The organism is Aestuariibaculum sediminum, from assembly GCF_014596945.1.
GTDB lineage: Bacteria > Bacteroidota > Bacteroidia > Flavobacteriales > Flavobacteriaceae > Aestuariibaculum > Aestuariibaculum sediminum.
In genome coordinates, this window is sequence record NZ_JACVXB010000014.1 from 1 (window position 1) to 25,563 (window position 25,563).

Here is a 25,563-nt window from a genome sequence, read left to right on the forward strand (position 1 = left end):
AAGTGGAGGATTTGACTTAGGGTTAAACATAAATTTTAGTTTAAAAGGTTACATGGTTTTGTAGCCTTTTTTTATTCGTGTTAAAAAGAAAATTCCATGAGTATTTTGGATTCTAAAGAGGAGTCTCTTTAGTGATATAATGGCGTTAAATTAAACTTTTCCTTTTTGTGAAATCCGCTTAAAATTAAATTAATATAAAAATAACATAGAGAGTAGTAAAATTGATTATATTATGTATGCTATTAATCGTTTTAAGAAATGACCTTGCGTCTAGATGAGCTTGCTCAAATAGAACAAGGTCTTTTAGTTCAAATGGGTATTAATTAATTGTTTTTGAGGTTAATACGAATAAGTTTTTTAATTTTATAAATCCAAATAAATAATCTTTATCCTAATAATCCGATCTTAAAGGGTTTTATTTATTAGCAAAATTAGAGATAGAGCGCTCTTTATGTGTAGCATTAAAATGTTTTACATGACTGCTTCGTCTTACGGTAGGTTTTGTTAATTAAAATTTTAGGATATGAATACTACACTTAAAGTAACATCATGGAATGTGGAATGGCTTGATAAACTATTTGACAATATTGATGGAAAAAAGCAAAAGCGAATCGATGCCATTAAAAAAGAAATCTTAGATATTAATGCGGATGTCTTATGTATTTTAGAAGGTCTTAAAGCAGAAGATAAAATGCTTGACTTTTTGTCAAAATGTTTTAGGAAATAAGTATAATCTGGTTAAAGCTTTAGATAATGATTATAAAACCCAAGGTAGACAATGGTGCAAAAAACGGCTATATTGAGCCACCCACAGCGGATTAAAGTGAGCATAGCGCGGCGGATAAAACTGAGCCACCTGCAGCGGACGAAAGTGAGCCACTAAAAATCGATTCTATTTGTACGGCATTACCGATCTTATAATCAATGGAGTTGCAATAAAAAGTCGGACATTTTTTTTAAGACCTATGCTACATTTTTAAATTGATAAAATTCTTGTTCTACTTCATAAGGAGTTTTATACCCTAAAAAGGAGTGTAAACGTTTTCTATTATACCATATTTCGATGTACTCAAAAACAGCGGTTTTAGCCTGTTCTATAGTTTTAAAATCATCATCATAAATAAGTTCTACCTTTAATGTTTTAAAGAATGATTCAGCAACTGAATTAACCCAACAATTTCCCTTTCTACTCATAGATTGGGTTACCAAAGGGTTGGATTTAATAAAAGATCTAAATGTTTTTGAGGCATATTGTATTCCTCGATCTGAGTGAAATATTAAATCCATGTTTATGGTACGCTTGCTTTCAGCCATTTTCCAGGCTGGAATAATAGTTTGATCGGTATGTAAACTTGTACTTAATGACCAACCTATTACCTGCCTATCAAACAAATCAATAATTGTGGTTAGGTATAGCCAGCCTTGATAGGTTTGGATATAGGTAATATCACTAACTCAAGCTTCATTTAATCTACTGGGATTAAAGTTTCTGTTCAATAAATTTCTACAAACCGGATAACTGTGATTGGAATCTGTGGTAGCTTTAAATTTTCTTTTGTGTTTGCTTACCCAATTGTTAGCCCTCATAATTTTAGCCACTCTAAACCTGGATATACAGTAGCCTTTACGTTTAAGTTTTTCTGCTATTCGTGTAGATCGATCCATATCGTTTTTTGCTCTGATCAAATTCCGTTTTAATCAAATCCGTAAATAGGCTAAGTTCCAATCTTCGTTTTGATGGTCCAGCCGTATACCACCTATAAAAACTACTCCTACTTATTTTAAAAACCTTGCACATCCTCTCAATCGGATATAAATGTTTATAGCTGGCTATAAATCCATAGATTTCCCATCGCTCTTGGAGAAGATGTGCACGGCCTTTTTTAATATCTCAAGTTCAAGTTCCTTTTCTCTAAGTGCTTTGCGTAGTCTTTTAACCTCTAATGTGTCATCAGGTATTGCTTTTTCTGGCTTAGGAGATATTGTTGTTTTGGCAGCCTTTCGCCATTTATAAATCCTTTGAACTTCTAAACCCAACTCGTCTGCTAATTCTTTTATATTCTCGCGCTGGTAACTTAACCGAACTGCTTGCTCCTTTAATTTAGGACTGTAATATCGTTTTTTCATGTTTCTAAGATATTTGTTTTATAACAAACAGTCTTAAATTTTATGTACGAGTAAAGGTAGCAACTCCATTATTTGAAGGTTTATAGGGTTTCAACAAATAATAAGCGGAAAGCATCTTATCAGGAGTTAGAATTTGATGTCATTCATAAATGTAATTTTCCTAAAAAGGTTTCAAGTGGAAATTCACAAAGGTTTGTTTTTGTATTGCCAAAGTTTTCATTGGGAGATAGTGAAGGTGTGGAATTTGAATTATTAGAAAATAATGGATGTAGGAAGTTTATATTAAAATAGAATTTCTTCAAAAAGAATGAGATGAAAAGTTTTGATATTACATATTTATTGATTTTTTGTTGGCATATATTATTTTAAAAGTTATATTTGTTATTGAATGATTTTTCTTATTCTTTTTTAAGAAAAATCATTATTATAAAGATTTATGTGAACATCAATTTTATAGTAAATAATTTTAAAGTATTCAGTGATATTGTCATAAACTAGATAGGATAAGAAAGAGGTCTTACATCGTTAGTCAACCTAACCATAGTGAAAAAAAAGTACTCATAATCAATTCATTTGTGATTAAATTCATTGTTGCTTTTTCTGATGTAATGCGTGCATAAATAGTTAATTAAAGTAACAAAATATCTGGAAGTTTACGTAATTAATATAATTTATTAAAACAAAATCATTTAATTAATGAGAAGTAGTGGGCTTCATATATACCAAAATAACAATTAAAAATGAAATATCTAGGTTACTTATTATTGACATCAATATTATTTTCTTGTAATCAGAAACCCAAGGATGTGCAACGTTGCTTGGAACTTGCTGGAGAAAATAAGGCTGAACTACAAAAAGTAATAAATCACTATCTTAAAACTAAAGAAAATTTAAAGTTGGAAGCAACTTATTTTTTGATTGAAAACATGGATACAAAGTATTCATATAATAATGAAGAAATAGGGCCTCATAAAAGTCTTCTGAGTTTTGTAGATTCTTTGCATAAAGCCCAAGACCCAGTAATTATCAACCCTTCAAAATTCTGGACAGGAGATAATGTTTTTACAGATGGGCATACTGTAGTAGATAGTTATTGGGACACGCTAAAATTGAAAAATGGACCATTAAACTCAAGATCCTTAACTGTTTTACCTGACCTTCAAACTGTTAAGGCTAATCAGTTAATCGAAAATATTGATTATGCGTTTAAGGTCTGGGAAAATCCTTGGGCAAAGCATTTAAATTTTGATCAATTTTGTGAATATGTTCTTCCGTACCGAAATTTGACAGAACCTATTACTCAATGGAGAAAAGAGGTTTATGAAGACTATAAATCTGAATTAAAAAAAGTAAATTATTCTGAAAATATAGCGCTCAATGCCGCCCAAGCTCTATATGAAAGGGTAAGTGTTGTTAAAAATAACTATTTTACTTTTAGAGAATATCCAGATTTGGGATGGGAAGATTTAAATAAGGTAAGGATGGGAACTTGTAGAGATCAGAGTAATTTTATTATATATGTTATGCGCTCACAAGGAATTCCAATTGGAACTGTGTTTCTCCCTTATGGAACGGAATGGGAAGTACTTCTAGACTCTAAAGGAAATTATTTGCAGTTTGGTGCTGAAAATTTTCCTCCAGATGAAGATTCTAATTATTATTTATCCGAATGGAAAAGTCCAGCCACTTCTGCATCTAAATTTTTTCAGCATTCTTTTAAAAAGGATATGAGACTACTAAAAATGCTAGCATTGGAGGATATACCTCCTTTTTTTAGAGACCCTAATTTAAAAGATGTAACAGAATATTTACATGAAAACGCAAACGAAGTTAGTGTAGAAGTAATTAAGGGGTCTAAAGATCATAAGGTAATTTATTTATGTGATTACACTTCGAGCAACAAATGGTCGGCAATAGATTGGACAGAAATCAAAAACGACAGATGTACTTTTTCATCTGTTGGGAGTGGTAAAATTTATATGCCTGCAGAATATAAAAATAATGAGTATAATTATATTCATCCTCCAATATACTTGGAAGAAAATGGTCATAAAATAATTCTTAATGCAAATCTGGAAGAAAAGGAAAAAATTAGATTATATAGAAAGCATCCAAGAGGAATTGGGGAAACAAGATTTGCGAAAAAAATGATTGAAACCTATTTTCAGGTCGCTAATAAATCTGATTTTTCGGATGCAGTAACTATATTTAAGATAAAGGATATACCAGATAAGGCAGAAGAGGTGAAAGTTAATTTGAATAAGAAATATCAATTTATTAGGCATGTTGCCGATACTACTATCAACATAGCCGAATTGGGTTTCTTTGACAAGAATGAGACACGTTTAAATGGAAAAGTCATATGTTCTTCAAAGGATACCAAGTTTAGACCTGAATATGCTTTTGATGGAAATATTAGAACTAATTACAATAATGATAATACAAAATCTTGGATTGGACTGGCACTAGATAGACCTATTGAAATTTCTAAAGTGAAGTACTTGTTTAGGAATTCCTTTAATACTATCGAGCCAAACAATCAATATGAACTTTTTTATTGGCAAGATAGTGGTGGTTGGATATCCTTGGGGAAAAAAAATGCTCAACTGGATTATATAGATTTTATAGCACCAAAAAACGCTCTGCTATTATTAAGAAATCATACTCAAGGAAATGCGGAAATGATATTTTTTATGAAGGCAGGAGAACAAATTTGGGGATAGACAGGATGCGGTATATTTAATTGGTTCTATGTGAAATTTAAGAATTATCCCGTTATAAGTCCATATAGCCTGATAAAGTGTAGTTGTTTTATTTATAGTGTTAAAACATTTAAAATGATTATTTAGTAATCCTTATTTGAATGATTTGTCATCTATAAACTGTATGAATAAATCGTATTATTGTAAGTAAATAAAGACATTAAGCATCGTAAAAATTAATCATTTTATAGAAATAACTTTAGGTCTAATAGTTTTAATTATACTATTATTGATTCCTAGTATTAATTGTCATCAATACGTCAATTCAACAATAACAAGCAAGTTATTAATGTTTTTAGTTGTTTGTCTTTTGATTTTTGGAGTTCTTATATTCAGATTTCTTTTTTCTAAAAATCCATCAATAAATCTTTCCATATTAGATATAGGTCTTTTTATTCTTTTACTTTATGTTCTAATTAACAGGTATGTTATTCAAATTGAATTTGGTTTTTCAATTCGATATATTGAATTGTTAGGAATTAGTTTGTTTTATCTGGTTCTAAGAAGTTTATCGGTGAAAGTCTATTCATGGTTGTTTTTAACCATTATTTTATCTTCAATATTACAAGCTATTCACGGAAATTTACAATTACTTGATTTTTGGGAGTCAAATCATTCAGGATTTAAAATAACAGGTAGTTTTTTTAATCCAGGTCCTTATGCAGGTTTCTTAGCTTCTGTTTGGCCAGTAAGTTTAGGGATGTATTTTTTTAAAGATAAATTTTTGGTCGCTGCTAAATCGTTTAATTCTAACACAAAAATTGTAAATAGTGTTATTTCTGTTGCTTGTGAGTATATCCCATTGATTGGTCTTATAAGTGTATTTATTGTTTTACCATCCACTCAGTCCAGAGCTGCTTGGCTGGCTGTTATAATGAGTAGTACCCTCCTAATAGAATATAAGTATAGCTATGCTGCTAGATTTTTAAAATCATTGAAAGGTTCAAAGAAAATTTATTTGGCAATTTTAGTTTTCTGTGTTTTTGCAGTTGGAATCCTGGGTGTATACCATTTTAAAAAGGCTTCGGCTGATGGTCGTTTGTTTGTATGGAATGTTTCATCAGGTATCATAAAAGATAACCCTTTGACAGGTGTTGGATTTGATAGATTCAAAGCACACTATATGGATTATCAAGCCACTTATTTTAAAAGTAATAATGGGGCTTTAGCAGGAGATGTTGCAGATAATACATATTATGCGTTTAATGAGTGGCTTCAATTCATTGTTGAAGAAGGGTTTTTAGGTTTTGTAATACTGTTGTTTTTTTTATGGTGTTTGTATAAGGTCGTAAAGGAAAATCGAAATAAACATCCGTTTATTATGATAGCTACTTCTATTTTACTGTCAATCGGTGTATTTTCCTTTTTTTCATACTCTTTACAAATACTACCTATTAAACTTTTAATTATAACCTCATTTGCATTTTTGGCCAATTCTGATCAAAATAAATTTTTTAGGCTGATTAAAATAGACTCCCAACTCTCAGTAATAAAATTTTTTAAGGGGTTTTTGGCGGTGTTAGGATTTGTTATTGTATTTAAAGGCTATGAGTATTCTAAGTATTTAGAAGATGGATTTATTACATGGAAGAACGCAATAACTGTTTACCAATATGGAGATTATGAAGGGTGCATTGATGAGTATCAAAAGGTCTATCAAGTATTTAAAAAAGATGGTGATTTTTTAATGAATTATGGGAAAGCCTTAACAATGTCCAATAAGAACGAAAAAGCAATTCAAATATTGGAAAAATCAAAAATTTATCTAAATACCACGATTATTCAAACAGCCTTAGGAGATGCGTATAAGGATTTAAAACAATATAAGAAGGCTGAAAAGGCTTATGAGCAAGCTTATAATATGATTCCCATTCGTTTTTATCCTTTGTATTTGTTGGCGAAGTTATATGACGAAAGTGGAGATAAACAAAAGGCTCTTGAAATGGCTGATGAAATATTAAATAAAGAGACAAAAATTCCTTCAACGGCTATCAGGGAAATTAAGTCAGAAATGAAAATAATTATAAATAAGTATGAAGGGCAAAATGATTTATGATTCTTAAAAGGAAAATACAAATATGAAAGGCAAACACATAAATCAACGGCAAAGCATCGTTTTACTTGTATTCTTTGTAATGGCTTTACTCTCTTGTAAAGAAGGTAAAAAGAAAGTCGATCAAGATCAGACAATAACAAAACAAGAATATTTACCAGAAAAAAATGAGGTAGGTATTATGGTTTTAGAAAAAGGCATTTTTCAAAAGGAAATTGTCAGTAATGGAAAGCTTATTGCATTACAAAAAAATCAACTCAAGTTTGATGTGAGTGAAAATATAGATAAGCTTTTAGTAAAAAATGGTGATTATGTTAGAGAAGGGCAAACATTAGCTGTTTTAAAAGATTTTACTTATCGGCAGTCGTATGATAAAGCAAAAATTAACCTAAAAAAAGCGGAGTTAGAATTTCATGATAAACTGGTGGGTAGAGGTTATGAAACTTTCAATAAGGACAGTATACCTTCTGAAGAATATGAAATGTTATCGATTCGTTCCGGGTATAAAGATGCACTGCATGATCTAAAGAACACCGAGTTCAATTTAAAATCTACAAAACTCATTAGTCCTTTTAGTGGTAAGATAGCTAATATAAAATATAAAGAACATGAACAAATTAACGCAGGGGCAGATGTTATGACATTAATAAATGACACAGTTTTTGAAGTAGAGTTTTATTTAATAGAATCTGAAATTTTTCAAATACAGTTGGGTGGTGAAGTAGAAGTAGAACCTTTTGCTTCGGGAAAGTTGGTGAAAGGTACTATAACAGCAATTAATCCACAGGTAGAAAAGGATGGAACTATTTTAGTGAAGGGTAAAATTAATAATAGAGGAGCATTAATGGATGGTATGAATGTTAAGGTTTATATAAAAAAGGATATCTCTAATCAGCTCGTAGTTCCTAAATCAGCTGTTGTTTTACGTCAAAATCAGGAAGTTTTATTTACGGTTAAATCGGGGAGAACATATTGGACTTATGTACAGACTATTCATGAAAATAGTCATGAATACAGCGTCATTCCACATCCAGATAAGAGTAGTGCATCTTTAAAGGAAGGGGATTCTATAATTGTATCGGGGAATTTAAATTTAGCCCATGACGTAGAAGTTTTAATTAAAAGTACTAATCGATAATTTTTTTGTAATGAATTTTAGTAAAAGTATAAATTCAATAGTAGCCTTAAGGAATTCTCTAGTTTATATTATAACATCAATTTTGTTTGTTTTTCTATTTTCATGCAATCAATTACCTAATGAGGTAGAGGAAAGTTTAAAGTTAGCAGGAAATAATAGGGATGAACTTCAAAAGGTACTGGATCATTACCAAAAACCTGAAGACAGCTTAAAATTGAGAGCAGCTTATTTTTTAATTTCAGAGCAAGTTCCTTATGGAGTATTTACAGATAGTAGAAATGATCAATTGTTAAATGATTATTTTAATGCTTTTGAAGATTCATTAGCAGTTTATTTTTGTAAAGAAAGTGACAAAAACATAGAAGAAAGAAAGGATATAATAAATAGCATTATTAAAAAATACCAACTTAATCATGGCAAAGTTTTTAGAAATAAATGGTCTTTAAAAAGAGATATACACCATATTACAGGAGCATTTTTAATTGAAAATATAGATTATGCTTTTAAAGCTTGGGATTTACCTTGGGCTAAACATTATAGTTTTGATGAGTTTTGTAATTATATTTTACCTTATAGAGAAGGAAAGCATTACCCTAATTCTTGGCGTAAATATTTTTTTGAGGAATTTATGGGTTTCAGGGATTCTTTAGGGCAAGAAAGAGATCCTCTTGTAGCGGCTGAAAAGCTTAAAAAATATTTAGGTAATATGAAATTTATTTCTGGAGGGCTTTATGATGCTCCAGAATGTCTTTTAAGTTCCGTTATGTATAAATATAAAATTACTGGAAACTGCGTTAGTATATCGACATTTATACAGGAGGTTTTAAGAGCACAAGGTATTGCAACTGTTGAAGTTTTAGTAAATAAGTTTGGACATACAGCAAAAGATCATGTTTCTAATGGGGTTTTAGATAATAATGGGAGTTGGCATTACTTTGATGGTATTCCTAGTGCTCCTGGGAGTTTAAATATTAAGGATGAAGTTACTAAATTATACAGGAAAAAACCTATTGTTCGAAATGAACTAACTCAAACAAAAGGAGAAGCATTTAATCATCTTAACCTTTTCGGTTGGGAAGATATAACTAAAGATCTGATTGATTGTTATGATATATCCATCAATTTAAAAGATTTATATTGTAAAAATTTACCTATAGCCTACTTATGTATTTTTGACAATCTTAGTCATGGAGGTTGGGTTCCTATCGATTGGGGGGAGATTGATAAAGACCTAAGAAAAGTTACCTTTAAAGACATTGGAGGTAAGGAAGTTGTTTATTTAGTCATGGTTTATGATGAATTTAATAACTTAAAACCAGTTAGTTCTCCTTTTGTTTTAAAAAATGATGGTGCGATTGATTATTTAAATATAAAAAGAGGTGTTGATGATAGAAGGGAAATGATAATAGATAGAAAGTTTTCTCCTAAGCAACATTTAAATAAAATCGCAAAGAATTTAATTGAAGGACGATTTGAAGGGGCAAATTCCCCAGATTTTAAGAAAAGAGAAGTTTTATACACCTTAAAAAATATAACAGATGTTAATAGTAAATTGATAGAAATTGAGCCTAAAAATTATCAATATTATCGTTTCGTATTTCCAAAAATAAAAGACAGTTTGTACTATGATATAGCTGAACTTGGTTTTGGTAATTTAACTTCTAATTCTTTTCGTAAAGAGAATGGCGATTATATAAGTTCAAAAGGTATAAATGCAACTATTCAAAATAGCTATTTTGATGATGACTTATTGAGTTATACAACTATTTACAGGAAGGAAGGTGTGTTAAAAGCATATATGCCAAGTTTGAAGGAAGTTTGTGTTGATATTGATAAAGAGGTTTGGATTGGTATTGATTTAGGAAGTTCTAAGAGTATTTCACAACTTTATCTATGTCCAAGAACTGATAAGAATAGTATTTACCCTAAAATGGATTATGAATTACTTTATTGGGATAATAGATGGGTGTCTACGGGTATAAGAAATACTAATCAAGGATATTTGAAATATGATGATTTACCAAGCAACACTTTGTATTGGCTTAGAAATTATACAGAGGGTAAAGAGGAACGCATTTTTACTTATGAAGATGGTAAACAAATTTGGTGGTAAATAGATATGGTAAAATTCCTTATTCATAAGCCTATCGCTGTTTTAATGACTACATTGGGAATACTCATTTTAGGTATTTATGCCTTGGGGTTAATCCCTGTGTCTTTAATGCCAGATATTGACATACCTGAGATTACGGTTCAGGTTTCTGTAGATAATATGTCGGCCAGGCAGATAGAAGATGCTGTAGTGAAACCCTTGCGCCGAAATTTAATGCAATTAAGTCATCTTAAAGATATTACCAGTGAATCGAGCAATGGCTTAGGAGTTTTACAACTTGAATTCAACCATGGCACTAAAATAGATTATTCTTTTATAGAGGTTAATGAAAAGATAGACCGTGCCATGGCTGGTTTTCCAAAAACCATGGAGCGTCCTAAGGTGATTAAATCCAGTGCGACAGATATTCCTGTTTTTTATTTAAGTATGACCCTTAAAGATGATGGTTCAGCTAAAGCCATAAGTTCAGAGCTTCATCCTGTATCCCAAAAGTTCGTAGATTTTAATCGCTTTGCCAATCAGGTAATCCGAAAGCGTATTGAACAGGTTCCTGAAGTGGCCATGGTAGACATTTCAGGTTTGGTGTCTTCTGAAATATTAATCATTCCCGATCAAAATAAATTGGATGGCTTGGGTATTAGTTTAGATGAGTTAGAGGCTAACATAAAAAAGCATGATATAGAGATAGGAAGCTTACTTATTAAAGACAGTCAATACCAATATGATGTAAGATTAGGGAACTCGCTTAAAAATATACAAGAGTTAAAGGATATTTATATTCATAAAAACAACCGTTTATACCAATTAAAAGAATTGGCAGAGGTGTTGGAACACCCTCAAAAAAGAACGGGATTGGTGTTGTCTGATACAAAGGAAGCCATAATCATGGCTATTATCAAGCAAAGTGATGCCCGTATGGGGGATTTAAAAGCATCGCTAAATACATTGATGGGCTATCTGAAAAAGGATTATCCCAATATAGAATTTGTTATAACCAGAGATCAAACAAAGTTATTGGATTATGCTATTAATAATCTGTTTCAAAGTTTATTATGGGGAATGTTGCTGGCTTTTGGTATTATGTTCCTGTTTTTAAAAAATGTAAAATCTCCATTGCTTATAGGGATTGTAGTTCCGGTATCCTTAATTGTTTGTTTATTATGCTTTCAATGGCTTCAAATTTCAATAAACATTATCTCCTTATCCGGATTGGTGCTTGGCATCGGACTTATGATTGACAATTCTATCATTGTAATAGATAATATCATTCAGTTTAGGGAGCAAGGTTACAAGTTATCAAAAGCTTGTGTAAAGGGAACCAATGAAGTTATAAAACCATTACTGAGTTCAGCACTGACGACTTGTGCGGTATTTTTACCCTTAATATTTTTAAGTGGGATTAGTGGGGCCTTATTTTATGATCAGGCCATGGCGATAACCATAGGTTTGTTTGCTTCTTTTGTTGTTTCCATTACTTTATTGCCTGTTCTATACCGATTGTTTCATTTGAAAGACACAAATAAGCCAGGTCTTATTACCAAATTTCTCACCAAAACAAATAGATTAGATTATGCGGCGTTTTACGAAAGAGGTTTCAAATGGGTCATGAGACATCAAAAAATGGCCTGGCTGGTTTGTGCTTTGTTATTAGTGCTAACTTTTGGGTTGTATAATATAATCCCTAAAACCCAAATGCCAAATTTCACGACTACGGAAACGCTTTTAAGAATTGATTGGAACAGTCCTATTCATGTTGAAGAAAATAAAAGCAGGGTGTTGGATATTCTAGGCGGGATACAGGGAAAGTTAGTGAATCAAACAGCGCTTGTGGGGCATCAACAATTTCTCTTGGATAAAACCACTCAGGCTAAAACTTCAGAAACCACATTGTATTTGCAATGTCATAGCCCTGAAGAGCTAACTGAGACGATTGATATTATAGAAAAGTCAATTCAAGAGCATTATCCATCCACTCTGATGGAATTTAAAGATGTCGATAATATATTTAATCTTATTTTTTCAGACAATAAAGCTAAGTTAACAGCACGGATACGACCTGTAGGAGACCTTGGAGATAACCAAAATGAAGAGTTAAAAAACCTTTGGTTTCAATTGCAAGGACAATTTAATGAACTCAAATTAAAACCAATTGTTTGGCAGGATTATATGACTTTGGTAGCCAATCAGGAGAAGCTGATGACCTATGGGGTAAGTTCCAATAGTATATTCAGTACATTAAAGAGTGCTTTTAATGAACGTGAAATATTAACAATTGTAGATAATCAAAGTTTTGTTTCTGTTATTCTAGGTGGTGAAAAAAGCTCTGTTGAGCACATTTTAAATGAAACAACTGTGGTTTCTCAGGATAGTGCCGTATTTAATGTAAAAGACTTTGTAAAAGTAGTTATGGCAAGTGATTTAAAAACGATTACAGGAGGTGGAGAAGGGGAGTATTATCCCTTATCTCTAAATCTTGATGATAAGCTTGTCAATGGATCCATGGAAAAGATCGAAACCGTAGTTCATAATAATCCCTGGTATGATGTTAATTTTTCAGGAAGCTATTTTAGTAGTCAGGAACTTTTAGGAGAATTAAAAATAGTACTTCTTTTATCTCTGGTGCTACTTTATTTTATTCTGGCTTCACAATTTGAATCCTTTACCTTACCGCTAATCATATTACTTGAAGTCCCTTTAGATTTAGCAGGAGCCTTTCTGTTTTTAAAGTTATTTGGTATGAGTATTAATTTAATGTCCATGATAGGTATTGTAGTTATGAGTGGTATTATTATAAACGATTCTATATTAAAGATAGATACCATAATACAATTGCAAAAACAGGGGTATTCATTAATGAAGGCTTTGTTAGTGGCAGGACAGCGACGATTAAAACCTATTTTAATGACCAGTTTAACGACCATATTAGCATTATTACCCCTATTGTTTTCAAGTGGATTGGGAGCGGAATTACAAGCACCTTTAGCAGTGGCTCTTATAGGAGGAATGTTGCTGGGAACCGTTGTCAGTCTTTATTTTATCCCCTTGTGTTATTACTACCTTTCAAAACTTCAGCTTAATGTTAAAAGATAAATTACCTGATATATTAAAAAAGATTAAAGAGCACTATATATTCTATCCGCAAAAGGATAAAATGCAAGTAGTTGTATTAGTTGTTCTGTTAGCCTTTATTAATGTATACCGTATAAATGCTCAAGAGAAAATAGAAGAGTCAATAACACGTCAAAGTATAGGTTTACAGGAGGTATTAAGTTTAGCAGGAGAACATTCTTTGGATGCTTTTAAATCTAAGCGAAAATATGGTGTGAATTACTGGCAGTTTAAATCCTTTCAATCGAGTTTATTACCTAAAATTAATTTTGAAACCCGACCATTTACCTTTAACAGATCCTTGGTCAAGCGATATGATTCTGAGGCGAATATTGATGTGTTCCGCCAACAACAAAGTTTAAGCTCTTACGCCAATGTGTCCATGACACAGGATATCCGGGCAACAGGAACCAGTCTGTTTATTAATTCAAGTTTTGACAGGATAGTAAACTCAGGGATATCAGATGTAGAAAGCTATAGTGCCACCCCTATACGTATAGGACTAATTCAGCCCTTGATGGCGTATAATCGATTTAAATGGGAAAAGGAAACAGCGCCACTGGAATATCAAATAGCAAAACAGGAGTTTACCCATGAGCAACAAGCTATTAATATTAAAACTATAGATTATTTTTTTAGTTGGGCTTTAGCTTATAAAAGAGTAGAAATAGCAGAGGAAAATAAATCGTCAACAGAGCGACTATTAAAAATAGGTAAAAAGCGTTATGAATTAGGTTCGATTGAGCGGGATGATCTTTTGAATTTAGAATTAGATGTGTATAACGCTAATACTAACCTGACCCAAAACCTTCAAAGTTTACAAAAGGCAGAGACAGCCCTTAGGATATTTTTAAGGGATCAAATTCCTGAAGGTGTTCAGCCAGAACTACCAGAACTAATAACAGATTTAAAAATTGATACTGAAAAAGCTAAGGCATTAGCACAAGCTAATAACCCTGATATTTTAGATTTAAAGTTAAGAAAAATAGAAGCTTTAAGAGATTTAGATAAAGCTGTAAAAGACAATAGGTTCGATTTATCTGTGACCGCTAGTTATGGTCTCAACCAACAGGCTAATACGTTTGTGGATGCTTATGGAAACCTATTGGACCAACAAATGTTATCGATTAATTTTAGTATGCCCATTCTAGATTGGGGTGAGCGTCGGGGAAGAATCAAAACTGCTCAAATGAATAAGGATGTTACAGAAATAGAACTGCAACAGGATACTGATAAGTTAGACCAAGATATCACACAAAAAGTTATTGATTTTAATCTACAAAAGGAGCTCGTTCAAGGGGCACTTAAAACCAGTGAAATAGCTCGGGAGTCCTATCATATTACAGAAAGGCGATTTTTATCAGGAAAGATAGATTTACTCAATCTTACCAGTTCTAGAAAAGTATGGCAATCGGCAACAGAGCAGTACATACAAAGTTTGCTTAATTATTGGAAGTTGTATTACGAGGTGCAACAATTAACACTTTACGATTTTTTAAATGAAAGTGCTTTATCTAAGAACGATATAGATTCCATTATTGAAAATTAAATTAAAAGAATTTTACTATGACTTATGCAGAACGAAAAGAAAAGGAAGAATATTTACTGTATTTAATTAAACAGAAACGGCTTTATTCATTAAAAGAAGTAGCCGATAATTTTGATTGTAGTGAAAGAACACTTAAAAGGATTATATTCCATTTAAGAGATGAAGGTTATAATATTAAATATTGCAGGAAAAAACATAAATATTTTTTAGAAGAATAGCAAAGTGTCAGAATTTGACCCTATGAAGGTTTAAATTTGTGTTATCGAACACAGTGTTATAATAGACAAAATAGGTTTAAAAAACCTCTGAGTATAAAATGATTAAAAATATATAATCCAAATGTAGTGTTTAACCATAAAACTAAAATCTATAAGAAAAGACCTTAATAATACCCAGAGGGAAAATTGTTTTTCTATATAATTAGAAAGTTTCGAATTTGAATCTAAAATTATATATGAACTTAAATTTATCACAAAAAGCTTAATGGTTAGCTTATGTTATGTTTCACAAAGTAGCGTACCTCCATAGACTTTGCAAATGTAAATATATTTAATCATTTCTCTCAAGAAGGGAATTTAAAATTTTTTTAAAAATGAATTTAAAGAAAAAAATAATAGGAATGTTAGGTGTAACTGTTATAGCTACAGCTGTGTTCTTTACTAGTAATTTAAATATCCATAAAGGAGGAAACTATACTTTAGGAGAATTGATAACTGCGGCTGTAGCTCAAACAGAAACAGGAGGAGGAACCGGTGTTTGTTTTACAAAAACTATAATAAGTTGTGGAGATTATTTATTTGGAGATAAGGTTATTTGTGATCAGACAGGGGATTACAAGCAAGGAGAGAGTTGTTCGCCCAAAAATTGTAGTTTTTCTACACCACCAAAAAAATACTGTATACAATACTAAAAATAAACTTTATCCTTTATTTCAGGTTGATTCCAAATTTTAGATATTAATAAAAGAAATAAAGGTGTCTATTTTGAAAAAATAACATTATGAAATTAAAAAAAGTAATACTAAGTACATTTTTTTGCATGTTTATTGCAATAACAGGTTTGAATATCAGTAGAATAGTAGATGAAAATACAAATAACTTCGACACCTCTTATTCCCTAAGTGAATTGATTCAAGTAGCTGTAGCTCAAACAGAAACAGGAGGTGGTTCGGTTAAATGTTTTACAAGAACTATAACAAATTGTGGTTTTCCTGCATATAATGAAAAAGTAACTTGTGATACTACGGGAGATTATAAATTAGGAGAAGAATGTTCAGAAACTACTTGCACGAACAGTAGTCCACAGACAAAAAGATGTCAGCAAAACATTAATGGATAATAGATTAAATTATTATGAGATGTATTTTGTATTTCACATATATTTTTAAGTGTCATACATTTCTTAAATAGTAGAAATCAAAAAAATAATTAAAATTTTTAAAAATGAATTTAAAGAAAAAAATAATAGGAATGTTAGGTGTAACTGTTATAGCTACAGCTGTGTTCTTTACTAGTAATTTAAATATCCATAAAGGAGGAAACTATACTTTAGGAGAATTGATAACTGCGGCTGTAGCTCAAACAGAAACAGGAGGAGGAACCGGTGTTTGTTTTACAAAAACTATAATAAGCTGTGGAAGTATAAGTATATATGGAGATATGGCTATTTGTGATCAGACAGGGGATTACAAACAAGGAGAGACCTGTCAGCCTATAGAGTGTAGTTTTTTTACTCCACCGGAAAAATCCTGTATAAAATACTAAAAATAAACTTTATCCTTTATTTCAGGTTGATTCCAAATTTTAGGTATTAATAAAAGAAATAAAGGTGTCTATTTTGAAAAAATAACATTATGAAATTAAAAAAAGTAATACTAAGTACATTTTTTTGCATGTTTATTGCAATAACAGGTTTGAATATCAGTAGAATAGTAGATGAAAATACAAATAACTTCGACACCTCTTATTCCCTAAGTGAATTGATTCAAGTTGCTGTAGCTCAAACAGAATCAGGAGGAGGAACGGGGGTTTGTTTTACAAAAACTATAATAAGTTGTGGTTTTCCTTTATTCGATGACAAGGTTATATGCGATCAGACAGGAGACTATAAACAGGGAGAGTCTTGTCAGCCAGATGATTGCAGTCTCATTGATTTGCCAGAAAAAGTATGTATAAAATATTAAAGTTTAAATCGTTATAAAAAATAAAAAAATGAAGTTAAAAATGAAAAAACATATTAAAATAATTGCCGTATTTTCAATTGTAATGGGAGGGCTTTTCTATATTACTGAGGATATAGATATAGATAACCAAGACTCTACATTTTCTTTAAGTGAATTGATGGAAGTGGCTGTAGCTCAAACAGAAACAGGAGGTGGTTCGACAAAGTGTTTTAAAAGAACTATAACAACTTGTGGTTGGCCTCTTTATAATGACAAGCTTGTTTGCGAAACTACAGGGGATTACAAACAGGGAGAGGAGTGCACCCCATCCACATGTGATGACTCACACCAAGAAACAAAGAGATGTCAAAATCCAAATTAATCTGATTCCACTCAAAATTAAAGCAGGTTTTTCCTGCTTTAATTTTGAATTATTCACAGTAAAAAATAATTAATTATGAAATATTTAGTGCTTATTATACTTGTTTTTGGAATCTCATGTAGTAAAATAGAAAATAAAACAAATTCAAAAAAAATTTATATTCAGTGTGATTCTCTTCAAAGTGTAATTGATATTGGGGCATTTGTTGAAAACATTGAAATTACACCATTAAAAGAAGAAAGAGGGGCTTACATTGGTGAAGCGCATAAAGTTCTTAAAACTAAAGATCATTATATTGTTTTTGATAAATCTATTACTAAACGTATAGTTGTTTTTGACACAGTAGGTGGTTTCGTGAAAAATGTTATTACTTTAGGAAGAGGACCTGGTGAAGCAATTCAGTTGAACGATTGTTGGATAAATAATGAAGGTAACCTTGAAATTTATGATTTCGCACTCAAAAAGGTTTTCACATGTAATAGGGATTTTGATATTGTAAAAGAAACCAAAACATCTAAATTTATATTTTCAGCTCTATCTAGAATACCTAAAAGTAATAGTTTTGCTGGGTTTAAGAATTATTCTTCTTATAACCCTGAACATGAAGGGAAACGTTATCAAGTTGCCATATTAGATAATAGTTTAAAGAGTATTGAGGATACAGATCTTTTTTATAATGATGAACTTGATGGAATTTCTATTATTGAATCTTCAAATCCTTTTCAGAAAATTAACGATACTTTACGATTTTCTAATTATTTAAACCCTTTTATATATGATATTTCTGTTAATAATAACTTTGTTAAAAGGTTTGAACTTGTGTATTCACCTAATCCTTTTCCTGTAGATTATGAAGAAAGTATTCTTTTGGACAATAGAGGGGTTCTTAAATTTAGTCCTGGAACTCTAAAGACAAAAGATATAACAGAAGGTTATAATGGGTATGCGGGAATTTGGATGGAAACTAATGATTATGTAATTATAGGGTCATTTAATTCTAAATACGAAAGATTTTATTCTTTGTTAAGAAAAACAGATAATCAAATAATGGTTCAGTCTAAACAATTTAGTGTTTCGAAAAACTTATTTAAGAGGTTACCGGATTTTATGGTTTCTGAGGTTGAGGAGAATTCATTTACAGCATTAGTGCCAGGTATTCATTTAGAGTATATTTTAAATGATGATCATCCAATAATGAAAAACAGGTCGGATTATTTGGATAAAAATTTCATTATAAAAGTCAAATTAAAAAGGATATGAAAAAAACATTAATTCTATTTTTAATACTTTCAATATTATTTTCGTTGTATCTTTTAATTCAAAAGGGTAGACTAACTTTGGGTTATAATGATTTAAGGATTGTTGTTAATAAGCAGCAAGATAGCCTGAATAAGGCTTTAATGCAAAGCGATTATTTTAATTCGTTAGCAATGAAAAATTATCAATTAGGAAATTTAAAAATTAAAAAACTTGATCTCTACAAGTTTAATGATACAGGTCTAAAAATTAAAACAAAATTACCAGAAGGTGATAAAAAGAAATTTATTATACGATATTCAGATATTGGATGTAACACATGTGTAAATCTTATTTTTAAAAGACCAGAAAGAATTAAAAGAATACAAGAAAAATTTGATATAATAGTTTTAGTTGATTTTAATAGATATGAAGATTTTGTTCTATGGAAACGAGCTTCAGAAATAGGTAACAATGTTTTTTGGGTAAAAAAAGGAGAGTTACCGTTTGATAGTCTTTTTGAACCCAGTTCATATTCGTTTATTTTAGATGAAAAATTAGAAGTTCATTCATTTTTTGTTCCTAATAATGTATTTCCAGATGAGGTTCACAATTATTTGAATATACTTCTTAACAACAATGATAAATTCCAAGAATAGGTATAATAATGATTTTAAATTAAGTTTAAAATTAAGAAAAATAAGGATAAATAAAAGAGGGCTTGTGTTTTTAATTTTGTTAACCATAGTTTTCTTCTTTCCGTTCTGGTTTTTTGTTCTTATAAATTTAGTTATTCTTTTGTTTTATGCGTCAAAATATTTGATCCGTAAGATTAAAAACTTAAAAGTTAGGTTTTTGTTTAACTCTAGTCAATTTATTTTATTTATTTATATTATTTGTTTTAGTTTTCGGTTGTTCTGTTTTGAAATTTATTTTATACCAAGTTCATCAATGGCTAATACTTTATATCCTAAAGATATTATTGTGGTAAACAAATTAAAATATGGTCCAAGATTACCAAAGTATATTCTTGAAACTCCCTTGCTTAGAATCTTTTTTAATAAACGGGATAGATCAAATGGAATTTCAAAACAGAACAATGGGAAGCTTAAGCGATTACCAGGTATAAGTAGTATAAATCGAGGAGATATTGTAGTTTTCGAAAATAGTAAAGTCATTGTAAAACGTTGTGTGGCCATTGCAGGTGATACCTTAAAAATAGTTAATGGAAAAGTTTATATTAATGATAGTGTTGAAAGATTTTCAAATAATATTAAAAACAATTATACTTTAAGGATAAATAATCCCCTTATTTTTTATAAAGCCTTAGATTCCCTTAAAATTGAATCAAATATTCTATCTGTTAACAGGAATAAATGGAAGCAATTGAATCTTTCAAATATTGAGGTGGTACATGTTAATAAGCTAAGATGTATAGATTCTTTGGAATTAAAGTTAATGGATTTTTCCGTTAATACTAATCTATTCCCTTGGGCTAAGGACCATCCATGGACTTTGGATAATTATGGTCCAATTGTTTTACCCAAAAAAGGTATGGAAATACAGTTAAATGATGATACTTTTCAATTTTATGGATATACTTTAAAGAAACATGAGAAGGTTGAAATCTATAAGGAAAATGGATTGTTCTATAAAGAAGGGAAGTTATTGGAAACTTATACTTTTAGGAGAAATTATTTATTTATGTTGGGTGATAATAGAAAGGAGTCAATGGACTCTAGGTATATCGGATTTGTTCCAGAAGAAAATGTTATAGGGGAAGTTTCCTGTGTACTATTTTCTACTAAGGATCAGCATTTTCAATGGAGCCGTTTTTTTAAAAAAGTAGAATAGGTTTTATATTATAATGAAACAAAAATCACCTTCATTTACTATTCTTACCGTATTTCTATGCTTATCTATCATAGGAGCAAGTTTAATTCCTTTGCTCAACGTTCAGTTAAAACCAACACTTACCAATAAGTCATTAACCGTTAGTTTTAATTGGCCAGAAGCATCTGCTAGAGTCGTAGAGCAAGAAGTCACTTCGAAACTAGAAGGTGTTTTTAATTTGGTTAGGGGTATAGAAGGAATAAGTTCAACATCTCGTAAAGGAGGAGGTTCTGTTTCTATCGATTTTAAAAATCATGTGGATATGGATGTTATCCGCTTTGAGGTGGCTAATTTAATCCGTCAAAGTTATTCTGGGTTGCCTGAGGGCGTGAGTTATCCGTCTTTATCTAAAGGAGGCGCCAATGAAAATACATCCCCAATTGTTTCATACAGCATCAATGCCAACGAAAGTCCTTATTTTATAAAAAAGTATGTTGAAAGCCAATTGCTTCCAAAGCTTTCAACGTTAAAAGGGGTCAACAAAGTAGATGTTTATGGAGCTGCTCCATATGAATGGGTTATAGACTATAATAGTGAGATACTATTTCAACTGCAAATATCAGTATCAGAACTTCAAGGAGCAATTAATTCCTATTTGAATAAAAAGGAATTAGGAAAAGCATTTATCCATTCACAAAAACAGTCTTCTGATAGTGAAATTGCTTTGGTTTTGGCCTATAAACCACAAGGAGATATTAATTGGAATCAGATACCTATAAAGAAAATCAATAACCGAATAATTTATTTAAAGGATATTGCCACTATACGTTATAAAGAAGGCAAGGTGAATTCTTATTATCGCATCAATGGACTTAATACCGTTAATATGGTGGTGTATGCTGAAAAAGGTGTAAATACCATTAGTCTGGCAAAAGAGGTGAGACAAACAGTAGATAATTTTAAAAAGCAATTATCACCTGGGTATTCTATTAAAATGACCCAGGACACCACAGAATTTATTGTTTCTGAGCTTGATAAAATCCAAAAACGAACCCTATTCTCCTTATTAATTCTTTTGGTTTTAATTCTTCTTATTAATAGAAGTTTTAAGTACTTGATGATTTTACTTTTGAGTATCGCAGTCAATTTATTAATAGCAATAATTTTTTATTATGCTCTTGGGGTACAATTACAATTGTATTCTTTTGCAGGCATTACGATCTCCTTTGGGATTATAATTGATAATAGCATCATTATGATTGATCACATGAGAAATAAGGGGAATAAAAAATCGTTTTTGGCCATATTGGCAGCAACCTTAACAACCATTGGAGCGCTTATAGTGATTTTCTTTTTAGAAGAAAACCAGCGTTTAAATTTATGGGATTTTGCAATAGTTATTGCGGTTAACATAGGTGTTTCCCTTTTAGTGTCTTTGTATTTTGTACCGGCTTTGATGGATAAAATCAGATTGGATAAAAAATACACTCGTTTTTCTATAAGACGTAAGCGACGTGTTATCAAGTTTACTAAGTTTTATAGTGCGGTTGTGTTTTGGATGTGTAAACCAAAACTTAAATGGGCTTTTATTGTTTTGTTTATTTTAGGCTTTGGCTTGCCTTTACATTTATTGCCTAAAGAGCTTAAAACTGAAACTTTTGGATCTAAATTGTATAATGACACATTTGGATATGAATGGTATAATACGGAGTTACGCCCCTTTTTAGAGAAAGCATTAGGAGGATCCCTAAGGTTATTTACTGAGGATGTTTTTGAGAATTCATATTATAGTGAACCAGAACGGACAACCTTGCGTGTTACTGGAAGTATGCCTGATGGTTGTACCATAGAACAGCTTAACGAAGTGATTTTAAAAATGGAAAACTATATTGGGCAGTTTGAGGAGGTGTCATTGTATGAAACTCGAATAAGTAGTTCTAAGAGTTCAAATATAACCATCTATTTTAAAGAAGAATATGAATACAGTGGTTTCCCATATACTTTAAAAAGTATGCTGGAATCCAAATCCATAAGTTTGGGAGGCTTGGATTGGACAGTTAGCGGTGTAGGGAGAGGTTTTTCTAATGCATTGGGAAATGGATATAAAAGCAATCGCATTATTCTTGAGGGCTACAATTATGATGATTTGTATAGTTATGCAGAACTATTACAAGAGCAATTAGAAGTGAATTCTAACGGCCGTGTAAAAGATATTGAAATTACTACAGGGCGGTGGGGGGCATCACCGCTTAATGAGTATTATATGGCATTTAACGAGAAGCAATTGGCATTAGCTAATGTTTCGCAGAATCAATTGTATGATTTTTTAAAAAATCAAGTACATTCTGGAAATATAGCCTCAATAATTCAAGATCATGAGAGACAGGATATAAAGCTTGTATCTGATAATTATCAAAAATTTACTATTTGGGATTTAAAAAACTTGCCTATTTCTGTTAACAACAAACAATATAAATTAGATCAGTTGGCGTCTGTCGAAAAACGAAAAAGTGGTAACACTATTTATAAAAATAATCAGCAATATCAGCTAACAGTAGCTTATGACTTTCTAGGAACACAACCTTTGGCTCAAAAGGTAAGAGAACATAATGTTAAGGAGTTAAGAGATAAACTTCCAATAGGTTATCGGGTTTTAGAACAATCTTATAATTATTGGAACAAAAAGGATTCTACACAGTACTATTACATTTTTATAGTGATATTCATTATATTTTTCATTTGTGCGATTCTATTAGAATCTTTGCACCAACCCTTTGCTATTATTAGTATGATACCCATTTCGTTTATAGGTGTATTTTTAATGTTTTACCTATTTGAATTTAATTTTGATCAGGGGGGGTATGCGTCATTTATATTGCTTTGTGGTATTAGTGTGAATTCCGCTTTATTCATTATTAATGACTATAATAATTTAAGAAAACAATACCCCTATAGAAACCGCCAACAATTATATTTTAAGGCATTCAATTATAAGATTATACCAGTGATTTTAACCATTGTTTCCACCGTTGTTGGTCTGATACCTTTTGTATGGCATGGCCAAAATGAAGTGTTTTGGTTTTCATTTGCAGTAGGAGCAATAGGAGGATTATTATTCTCTTTAATAGGCCTCTATTTTTATTTGCCTATGTTTGGGATGAAAAGAAAAAGTAAAAGAGTTGAGTAAAAGATAAGCAAATAAAAAAATATGTTTAAAAGCTAAATCATTAGGAAATTATAGAAAAATCATAACTTTGTTATAAATAATAACAAAAGTTCCTATCAAATAAGTTACTTATTCGGTTACTAAAAGTTACTAGGAGTATGAAACTTATTGATTTCACTACATAAGTTGGAGTTTCAGGTCTTCCTGCCACCCCGACAAAATTGAAATATTGAAGACTAAATAAATATTAAACAAATGAATTTCAGGAGTTTAATATTTTTTAGTTTCAATTGAAATCATTTGAATTCAGTGCTAAAGATGTCCTATAGGGTGTCCTATTTAATTCAAATGAATTTCGTAAATTGTCTTTCCTACGGGACTTTCCAGAGATTTGACTTTCACTTTAATCATTGTTTAACTAAAGTGAAATGTAATGAAAACCACAAAATCATTTAGTATTGGCTTTTGGTTGAAAAAGACAGCAATCAAAAGTGACGGACAAATTCCTATTTATGCACGTATTCGTGTTGATGGTGTTGGAGCAGACATCAGTATTAAGCGTACAACCTTAGAATCTCATTGGTGTTCAGAATCCTCAAGACTTAATCCAAGGGTTAAAGGTGCGCAGAGTATAAACATGTATTTAGATGATGTTTATGCTGATTTAATGGATTGCCATAGACAACTGTATAGCGAAGGTCGCCCGATTACTTCTCAAAAAATTAAACTTCGTTATTTAGGAAAAGACAAAACCTTTGAAAAGTTATCGGATATTATAAGGTATCACAAAGAGGTTGAAGCTCCAAAACTATCTCAAGGCACTTTGAAAAACTATGGGGCAACAGAGAAATATCTTAAACGGTTTATTGAGCATCAATATAAAACTTCAGATATTCAATTACAGTTCATAGATTATCTTTTTATTGTAGATTTTGAAAACTACCTAAGAACATGTAAACCTCTTCGGTCTTCACAGCCTTTAAATAATAATGGGGTTATGAAACATATGGAACGGTTTCAAAAGCTCATAAACATTGCGGTTAAGTTTGGATGTTTTAATGCTAACCCTTTTAATTTATACGGTTTAAAGTATGATGATTATGATAGTGCCTTTTTGGAAATAAAAGAACTTAATAAATTAAAGACTGTTAAACTAAAGGAATCTGGATTGCTCCTTGTTAGAGATTTGTTTTTGTTTTCTTGCTATACAGGTTTAACCTATACTGAGGTTGAATTACTTAAAAAGGGAGATATAGTAGAAGGTGTTGATGGTGATTTATGGATTGATATTAAAAGAAAGAAAACTAAAACTACGGTAAAAGTGCCTTTATTACCCCAAGCTAACGAAATTTTAGAGCGTTATAGTCATTATCCAAACCAAGTTAACCAAAACAGATTACTGCCAGTTATTTCTAATCAAAAGGTCAATAAATATTTAAAAACCATAGCAGTTTCTGCAGGAATTAATAAGCATTTAACCTTCCATGTAGCTAGACACACCTTTGCCACAACAATTACTCTGCTTAACGATGTGCCCTTTGAAACTGTATCTAAACTTTTGGGACACACTAAACTATCAACCACACAGAAATATGCGAGGGTAATTGAAAAGAAAATTAGTAAGGATATGGGGAAATTAAAGGATGTTTTAAGTAGGGAAGAGGTTAAACAAATTATAAAAAGATCTGAAGTGGTTTGTTTAAGAATAGTTTAATAGAGTCTTCGTTTCGCAGTCTTCAAGTAGATGGTAACATGTTATAATTGTATTTATACCTCATAAATAAAGGGTTCACGAATTGTGAACCCTTTTTGCTTGTATAAAAATGCACGCTTTATATACCTTTTCTTTATTTAGCGAAAAATCTAAAAATTTACCTTTTATTATGTTTTTTAGCTTCATTATATTGGCTTTTTCGAGCAAGTAACATATTTGTA

General features: G+C 30.9%; 22 protein-coding genes. 19 read left to right on the forward strand and 3 right to left on the reverse strand.

Annotated features, from left to right (window positions below; all coding sequences use genetic code 11):
• Nucleotides 1-523 precede the first annotated feature (523 nt).
• Nucleotides 524-727, forward strand: a complete 204-nt coding sequence (locus ICJ83_RS16365; RefSeq protein ID WP_188231489.1) for a hypothetical protein — start codon at nt 524-526, stop codon at nt 725-727.
• 236 nt (nt 728-963) lie between these two features.
• Here ICJ83_RS16365 and ICJ83_RS16370 read toward each other — a convergent pair whose 3' ends face one another.
• The 3 genes from ICJ83_RS16370 to ICJ83_RS16380 all read right to left on the reverse strand — a co-directional run bounded on the left by ICJ83_RS16370 (nt 964) and on the right by ICJ83_RS16380 (nt 2,127).
• On the reverse strand, nt 964-1,446 hold the full coding sequence (locus ICJ83_RS16370; RefSeq protein ID WP_188231518.1) for an IS3 family transposase: 483 nt from the start codon (nt 1,444-1,446) through the stop codon (nt 964-966).
• A gap of 9 nt (nt 1,447-1,455) precedes the next feature.
• A complete protein-coding gene (locus tag ICJ83_RS17150; protein ID WP_188231490.1) occupies nt 1,456-1,665 on the reverse strand; it encodes an IS3 family transposase in 210 nt (69 codons plus the stop codon).
• Between the two features lie 165 nt (nt 1,666-1,830).
• Nucleotides 1,831-2,127: a transposase gene (locus ICJ83_RS16380; protein ID WP_188231491.1), complete on the reverse strand. Its 297-nt coding sequence runs from the start codon at nt 2,125-2,127 to the stop codon at nt 1,831-1,833.
• Nucleotides 2,128-2,199: 72 nt separating this feature from the next.
• Here ICJ83_RS16380 and ICJ83_RS17155 point away from each other — a divergent pair, with 72 nt between their 5' ends.
• The 18 genes from ICJ83_RS17155 (at nt 2,200) to ICJ83_RS16470 (ending at nt 25,342) form a co-directional block, all read left to right on the forward strand.
• A complete protein-coding gene (locus tag ICJ83_RS17155; protein WP_188231492.1) occupies nt 2,200-2,418 on the forward strand; it encodes a DUF4138 domain-containing protein in 219 nt (72 codons plus the stop codon).
• Nucleotides 2,419-2,867: 449 nt separating this feature from the next.
• Nucleotides 2,868-4,850, forward strand: a complete 1,983-nt coding sequence (locus tag ICJ83_RS16390) for a discoidin domain-containing protein (RefSeq protein ID WP_188231493.1) — start codon at nt 2,868-2,870, stop codon at nt 4,848-4,850.
• A 328-nt stretch (nt 4,851-5,178) separates the two neighbouring features.
• The gene (locus ICJ83_RS16395; RefSeq protein ID WP_188231494.1) at nt 5,179-6,945 is read left to right on the forward strand and encodes an O-antigen ligase family protein; all 1,767 of its coding nucleotides are present in this window, start codon (nt 5,179-5,181) and stop codon (nt 6,943-6,945) included.
• 22 nt (nt 6,946-6,967) lie between these two features.
• A complete protein-coding gene (locus ICJ83_RS16400) occupies nt 6,968-8,080 on the forward strand; it encodes an efflux RND transporter periplasmic adaptor subunit (RefSeq protein ID WP_188231495.1) in 1,113 nt (370 codons plus the stop codon).
• A gap of 10 nt (nt 8,081-8,090) precedes the next feature.
• Complete coding sequence (locus ICJ83_RS16405) at nt 8,091-10,193, forward strand: hypothetical protein (RefSeq protein WP_188231496.1); 2,103 nt, start codon at nt 8,091-8,093, stop codon at nt 10,191-10,193.
• Between the two features lie 6 nt (nt 10,194-10,199).
• Nucleotides 10,200-13,283: an efflux RND transporter permease subunit gene (locus ICJ83_RS16410; RefSeq protein ID WP_188231497.1), complete on the forward strand. Its 3,084-nt coding sequence runs from the start codon at nt 10,200-10,202 to the stop codon at nt 13,281-13,283.
• Entirely contained in the window at nt 13,270-14,850 is a 1,581-nt protein-coding gene (locus tag ICJ83_RS16415; protein ID WP_188231498.1) for a TolC family protein, read from the forward strand. Before ICJ83_RS16410 ends, ICJ83_RS16415 begins: the two co-directional genes overlap by 14 nt.
• Before the next feature lie 17 nt (nt 14,851-14,867).
• The gene (locus ICJ83_RS16420) at nt 14,868-15,068 is read left to right on the forward strand and encodes an HTH domain-containing protein (RefSeq protein ID WP_188231499.1); all 201 of its coding nucleotides are present in this window, start codon (nt 14,868-14,870) and stop codon (nt 15,066-15,068) included.
• Between the two features lie 374 nt (nt 15,069-15,442).
• Nucleotides 15,443-15,760 carry a hypothetical protein gene (locus ICJ83_RS16425; RefSeq protein WP_188231500.1) on the forward strand — a complete coding sequence of 106 codons (318 nt, stop codon included), beginning with the start codon at nt 15,443-15,445 and terminating at the stop codon, nt 15,758-15,760.
• Between the two features lie 89 nt (nt 15,761-15,849).
• Nucleotides 15,850-16,188 carry a hypothetical protein gene (locus ICJ83_RS16430; protein WP_188231501.1) on the forward strand — a complete coding sequence of 113 codons (339 nt, stop codon included), beginning with the start codon at nt 15,850-15,852 and terminating at the stop codon, nt 16,186-16,188.
• A 104-nt stretch (nt 16,189-16,292) separates the two neighbouring features.
• Nucleotides 16,293-16,613 carry a hypothetical protein gene (locus ICJ83_RS16435; protein WP_188231502.1) on the forward strand — a complete coding sequence of 107 codons (321 nt, stop codon included), beginning with the start codon at nt 16,293-16,295 and terminating at the stop codon, nt 16,611-16,613.
• A 128-nt stretch (nt 16,614-16,741) separates the two neighbouring features.
• Nucleotides 16,742-17,032: a hypothetical protein gene (locus ICJ83_RS16440; RefSeq protein ID WP_188231503.1), complete on the forward strand. Its 291-nt coding sequence runs from the start codon at nt 16,742-16,744 to the stop codon at nt 17,030-17,032.
• Between the two features lie 28 nt (nt 17,033-17,060).
• Nucleotides 17,061-17,393 carry a hypothetical protein gene (locus ICJ83_RS16445; RefSeq protein WP_188231504.1) on the forward strand — a complete coding sequence of 111 codons (333 nt, stop codon included), beginning with the start codon at nt 17,061-17,063 and terminating at the stop codon, nt 17,391-17,393.
• 75 nt (nt 17,394-17,468) lie between these two features.
• Nucleotides 17,469-18,653, forward strand: coding sequence for a 6-bladed beta-propeller (locus ICJ83_RS16450; RefSeq protein WP_188231505.1), 1,185 nt, complete (start codon nt 17,469-17,471; stop codon nt 18,651-18,653).
• Complete coding sequence (locus tag ICJ83_RS16455; protein WP_188231506.1) at nt 18,650-19,288, forward strand: hypothetical protein; 639 nt, start codon at nt 18,650-18,652, stop codon at nt 19,286-19,288. Before ICJ83_RS16450 ends, ICJ83_RS16455 begins: the two co-directional genes overlap by 4 nt.
• On the forward strand, nt 19,269-20,483 hold the full coding sequence (gene lepB, locus ICJ83_RS16460; RefSeq protein ID WP_223154827.1) for a signal peptidase I: 1,215 nt from the start codon (nt 19,269-19,271) through the stop codon (nt 20,481-20,483). The genes ICJ83_RS16455 and lepB overlap by 20 nt, the downstream gene beginning before the upstream one ends.
• A gap of 13 nt (nt 20,484-20,496) precedes the next feature.
• Nucleotides 20,497-23,649 carry an efflux RND transporter permease subunit gene (locus ICJ83_RS16465; RefSeq protein ID WP_188231508.1) on the forward strand — a complete coding sequence of 1,051 codons (3,153 nt, stop codon included), beginning with the start codon at nt 20,497-20,499 and terminating at the stop codon, nt 23,647-23,649.
• Between the two features lie 412 nt (nt 23,650-24,061).
• Nucleotides 24,062-25,342: a site-specific integrase gene (locus ICJ83_RS16470; protein WP_188231509.1), complete on the forward strand. Its 1,281-nt coding sequence runs from the start codon at nt 24,062-24,064 to the stop codon at nt 25,340-25,342.
• Nucleotides 25,343-25,563: the final 221 nt, after the last annotated feature.